Annotated in this window: 1 protein-coding gene; it reads left to right on the plus strand. The window is 74.0% G+C overall.

Annotation, left to right across the window (positions count from 1 at the left end):
• Positions 1-5,330: type I polyketide synthase (locus A8711_RS08220; RefSeq protein ID WP_141707651.1), on the plus strand; the 5,330-nt coding region annotated here is incomplete at both ends.

Genomic DNA, 5,330 nt, shown 5'->3' on the forward strand with positions numbered 1-5,330 from the left:
GCGCAGGTGTTGGGGCACGGTGGTGCGGAGTCGGTGCCGGCGGACCGGGCGTTCCGGGAGCTGGGCTTCGACTCGCTGACGGCGGTGGACCTGCGTAACCGGTTGAACGCGGCCACCGGGCTGCGGCTGGCCTCGACGCTGGTGTTCGACTATCCGACCCCGGCCGTGCTCGCCGACCACCTGTGGTCGGAGCTGGCCGGCGTCAGCGCGTCGGCCAGCGCACAGGTCGCCGGCACGGTCGTCGGCGCCGACGAGCCGATCGCGATCGTGGGCATGGCCTGCCGTTACCCGGGCGGGGTGGAATCCCCCGACGAACTGTGGGAGTTGCTGGCCGGCGGCGGTGAGGGGATCGGGGAGTTCCCGGCGGATCGCGGCTGGGACCTGGAGTCGCTCTTCGACCCGGACCCGAACCGCAGCGGTACGTCGTACACGCGCCACGGCGGTTTCCTGTACGGGGCGGCAGAGTTCGACCCCGGTTTCTTCGGTATCTCGCCGCGTGAGGCCCTGGCGATGGATCCGCAGCAGCGGTTGCTGTTGGAGGCGTCGTGGGAGTCGTTCGAGTCGGCGGGGCTTGATCCGCAGCGGTTGCGGGGCAGCCGGACGGGTGTGTTCGCCGGTGTCATGTACCACGACTACGCCTCCCGCCTGATGGACCTGCCGCCGGACGCCGAGGGCTTCGTCGGCACGGGCACGTCGGGCAGCGTGCTGTCCGGTCGGGTCGCCTACACCTTCGGGTTGGAGGGCCCGGCGGTCACCGTCGACACCGCTTGTTCTTCCAGCCTCGTCGCGCTGCACCTCGCCGCGCAGGCGTTGCGTTCCGGCGAGTGTGATCTGGCGTTGGCCGGTGGTGTGACGGTGATGGCGACGCCGGGGACGTTCATCGAGTTCTCCCGTCAGCGCGGGCTGTCGCAGGATGGTCGCTGCAAGTCGTTCGCGGCGTCCGCCGACGGCACCGGCTGGTCCGAGGGCGTCGGCGTGCTGCTCGTGGAGCGGCTGTCGGACGCGCGGCGCAACGGGCACCGCGTGCTGGCGGTGGTGCGGGGCACGGCCGTGAACCAGGACGGTGCGTCGAACGGCTTGACGGCGCCGAACGGTCCGTCGCAGCAGCGGGTGATCCGGCAGGCGCTGGCGAACGCCCGGCTCACCACCGCCGAGGTGGATGTGGTGGAGGCGCACGGCACGGGTACGACGCTGGGTGACCCGATCGAGGCGCAGGCTCTGCTGGCGACGTACGGGCAGGAGCGTCCGCAGGATCGGCCGCTGCTGCTCGGGTCGGTGAAGTCGAACATCGGGCACACGCAGGCCGCGGCCGGTGTGGCCGGTGTGATCAAGATGGTCATGGCGATGCGGCACGGTCTGGTGCCGGCGACGTTGCATGTGGACGAGGCGTCGCCGCATGTCGACTGGTCGGCGGGGGCGGTGGCCCTGGCCACCGAGCCCACCCCGTGGCCACGGGTGGACCGGCCGCGACGGGCGGCGGTGTCGTCGTTCGGGATCTCCGGCACGAACGCGCACGTGATCATCGAGCAGCCGCCGGCTGAGACGATCGAGGGCGAGGTCGTCGCCCGCGACGTGCCGCCGGTCGTGCCGGTGCTGCTGTCGGCCCGCGACGCCGCCGCGCTGTCGGCGCAGGCGGGCCGGTGGGCGCGCTGGCTGACCGTCGACGAGGCCCCGCGTCCGCTGGACGTGGCCTGGTCCTCCGTCACCACCCGGCCCGCGCTGGAACACCGGGCGGTCGTCACCGCCGCCGACCGGGACGACCTGGTCGCGGCGTTGACCGCCCTCGCCGACGGCGACCCCGCCGGTACGGTCGTCTCCGGCGCCACCGGCCAGCGCGGCCAGATCGCGCTGCTCTTCTCCGGCCAGGGCGCGCAGCGCGCCGGCATGGGCCGGGAGATGTACGCCGGGTTCCCGGTGTTCGCCGCCGCGCTGGACGAGGTGTGTGGGCACCTCGATCCGTTGCTGCCGCGTCCGTTGCGGGAGGTGCTGTTCGCGTCGTCGGGGTCCGCCGAGGCGGAACTGCTGAACCAGACGGTGTTCACGCAGGCGGGGTTGTTCGCGGTCGAGGTGGCGTTGTTCCGTCTGGTGGAGTCGTTCGGGGTCGTGCCCGATGTGGTGGCTGGTCACTCGATCGGTGAGGTGACGGCGGCGTATGTGGCCGGGGTGTTGTCCCTGGCCGACGCGTGCGTTCTCGTGGCCGCGCGGGGCCGGTTGATGCAGGCGCTGCCGACGGGCGGCGGCATGCTGGCCGTGGCGGCCGACGAGGCTGCGGTGGTCGAGTCGATCGCCGGGCTCGCCGACCGGGTGGGCGTCGCTGCGGTCAACGGACCCACCGCAGTGGTGGTGTCCGGTGGCGTCGAGGCCCTCGACGAGGTGGAGCGGCACTGGCGCGACCGGGGCGTGCGCACTCGCCGGCTGACGGTGAGCCACGCGTTCCACAGTCCGCTGATGGAGCCGATACTCGACGAGTTCCGCACGATCCTGCACGGCCTCACCTTTGCCACGCCGTTGTTGCCGGTGGTGTCGAACGTGACGGGTGCCCTGGCCGGCGATGAGATCTGCACGCCGGAGTATTGGGTGCGGCATGTGCGCGAGGCGGTGCGCTTCGCCGACGGGATCGCCGCTCTGCGGGCTGCCGGGGTGGACACGTTCCTGGAGGTCGGTCCGCAGAGCGTCCTGACCGCGATGACCGCCGACGTGCTGCCCGACGACGACGGTGTGCTGGCGGTGGCTGTGCAGCGCCGGGACCGTCCGGAGGCGCACGCGCTGCTGCACGCCCTGGCCGAGTTGCACGTGCACGGGATGCCGGTGACCTGGACGCAGTGGTTCGCCGAGACCGGCGCGCGGCGCGTCGACCTGCCCACGTACGCCTTCCAGCACCAGCGCTACTGGCCCACCGCCGGCCGGGCGCGTACGGGCGACGTGTCCGGGGCCGGACTCGGCCGCACCGGGCACCCGCTGCTCGGCGCGACAGTGGACCTGGCCGGCGACGACGAGATGGTGCTGACCGGCCGGCTCTCCCTGACCACGCACCCGTGGCTGGCCGACCACACGGTCTCCGGGCTGACGCTCGTACCCGGCACGGCCCTGGTCGAGCTGGCCGTACGGGCCGGCGACGAGGTGGGCCTCTCCCGGCTGCGGGAGCTGACCATGGCCGCCCCGCTGGTGCTCCCCGAATCCGGCGGCGTACGCATTCAGGTGCGGGTGTCCACGTCGGAGTCGCCGCAACGTCCCGTCGCCGTCTACTCCCGCCCCGACGACGATCCCGAGTCGGGCTGGACCCGGCACGCGGAGGGTGTGCTGGAGGCGTCCACCGCCGACGAGCCCGACACGATCACCTGGCCCCCCGCCCCGACGTCGGAGGTGGACCTCGCGGGGTGGTACGCGACGCTGGCGGAGCACGGCCTGGCGTACGGGCCGGTCTTCCAGGGACTCCAGCGCGCCTGGGTCGGCCGCGACGAACTGTTCGCCGAGGTGGCCCTGCCGGAGGCCGCCGCCATGGAGAGCGCCGGATTCGGCGTGCACCCGGCGCTGCTGGACGCCGCCCTGCACCCGATCGGGCTGCTGCTCGGTGGCGAGGAATCGAGCGGACCACGGGTGCCGTTCGCCTTCGAGGGCGTGCAGGTCCACGCCGCAGGCGCGGGGACGCTGCGGGTGCGCCTGACCCGCGACGGCTCCGGGCTGCGGCTGGCCGCGTACGACGAGGTGGGCGCGCCGGTCGTGTCGATGGACTCCCTCGTCCTGCGAGAGCTGACCGGCGCGGCCGCGCCGGGCGTGGCCTCGCGGTCGCTGTTCGAGCTGCGGTGGCCGGCCGTGCAGACCGCACCCGCCGGGGAGCTTTCCGGATGGGCGCTGGTGACCGGCGGCCTGGAGCTGCCGGCACCGGTAGGAATGCCCACGTACGCCGACGTGGCGACGGTCACGGGGGAGGAGTCCGTCCCCCGGACGCTGCTGCTGCCGGTGTTCCCCGCGCCCGGCGCGGCGACGCCGGAGTCGGTCCGGGCAGTGACCTCGGACGTGCTGGCGACGGTGCAGTCCTGGCTCGCGGCGGATGCCCTGGCGGACTCGCGGCTCGTGGTCGTGACCCGGGGTGCGGTGTCGATCGGCGACGGCGACCGGGTGACCGACCTGGCGAGCGCTGCGGTATGGGGTCTACTGCGTTCGGCGCAGTCGGAGCACCCGGGCCGCATGGTCCTCGCGGACGTCGACGGCGACCTGGACGCCGCGCTGGTTGCCCTGCTGGACGGCGTCCTGCGGGAACCGGCCACGACCGGCGGCCAGCTCGCCGTCCGCGAGGGCGCGGTGTACTCGCCGCGCCTGGTCCGGGCCGGCGTCACGGCCGCGCAGACGCCCAGCTTGGGTGACGGCGCGGTGCTGGTGACCGGCGGTACGGGTGCGCTCGGGGCGCTGGTCGCGGAGCACCTGGTGTCGGTGCACGGCGTGCGGTCGCTGGTGCTCGTGTCGCGGCGCGGTCCGGAGGCCGCCGGTGCGGGCGAGCTGTCGGAGCGGCTGTCCGCGCTGGGCGCGTCCGTGCGGATCGCCGCCTGTGACGTGACCGACCGGGACCAGGTCGGCGCTTTGGTTGCCGAGGTCATCGCCGAGGGTCGGCTGGCGGGTGTCGTGCACACCGCCGGCGTCCTGGACGACGGTGTCCTGGAGGGGCTGACGGCGGCGCGGCTGGCCGGGGTGTTGGCGCCGAAGGTGTCGGCGGGTTGGTTCCTGCACGAGGCGACGGCGGGTCTGGATCTGGATCTGTTCGTGGTGTTCTCGTCGGTGGCGGGTGTGCTCGGCTCGCCCGGTCAGTCGGCGTACGCGGCGGGCAACGCCTTCCTCGACGGGCTTGCGGTCCACCGGCGGCAGTTGGGTCTGCCGGCCGTCAGTCTCGCGTGGGGCATGTGGGACACCGCCGGCATGGCCGCCTCGATCGAGGAGGCGGACCGGGCGCGGTCCGCGCGGGCGGGTCTGACGCCGATGAGCGCCGAGGTCGGGCTGGAACTCTTCGACGCCGCCCTGCGTGCCGACCGTCCGGCCCTCGTACCGGCCGTGATCGACGTGCCCGCGCTGCGGGCGGCGACCTCCGGCGGCCCCGTGCCGGCCGTGCTGCGCACCCTGATCGGCGTGACCGGCACCCGCCGCCAGGCGGGGCAGGGCGGTAGCGGCTGGGCCGACCGGCTCGCCGGGCTCACCGAGGACGAGGGCCGCGCCCAGGTCGACGTGCTGGTGCGGGGCCTGGTGGCGCAGGTGTTGGGGCACGGTGGTGCGGAGTCGGTGCCGGCGGACCGGGCGTTCCGGGAGCTGGGCTTCGACTCGCTGACGGCGGTGGACCTGCG

It is taken from the genome of Micromonospora sp. II, from assembly GCF_001709195.1.
GTDB lineage: Bacteria > Actinomycetota > Actinomycetes > Mycobacteriales > Micromonosporaceae > Micromonospora > Micromonospora chalcea.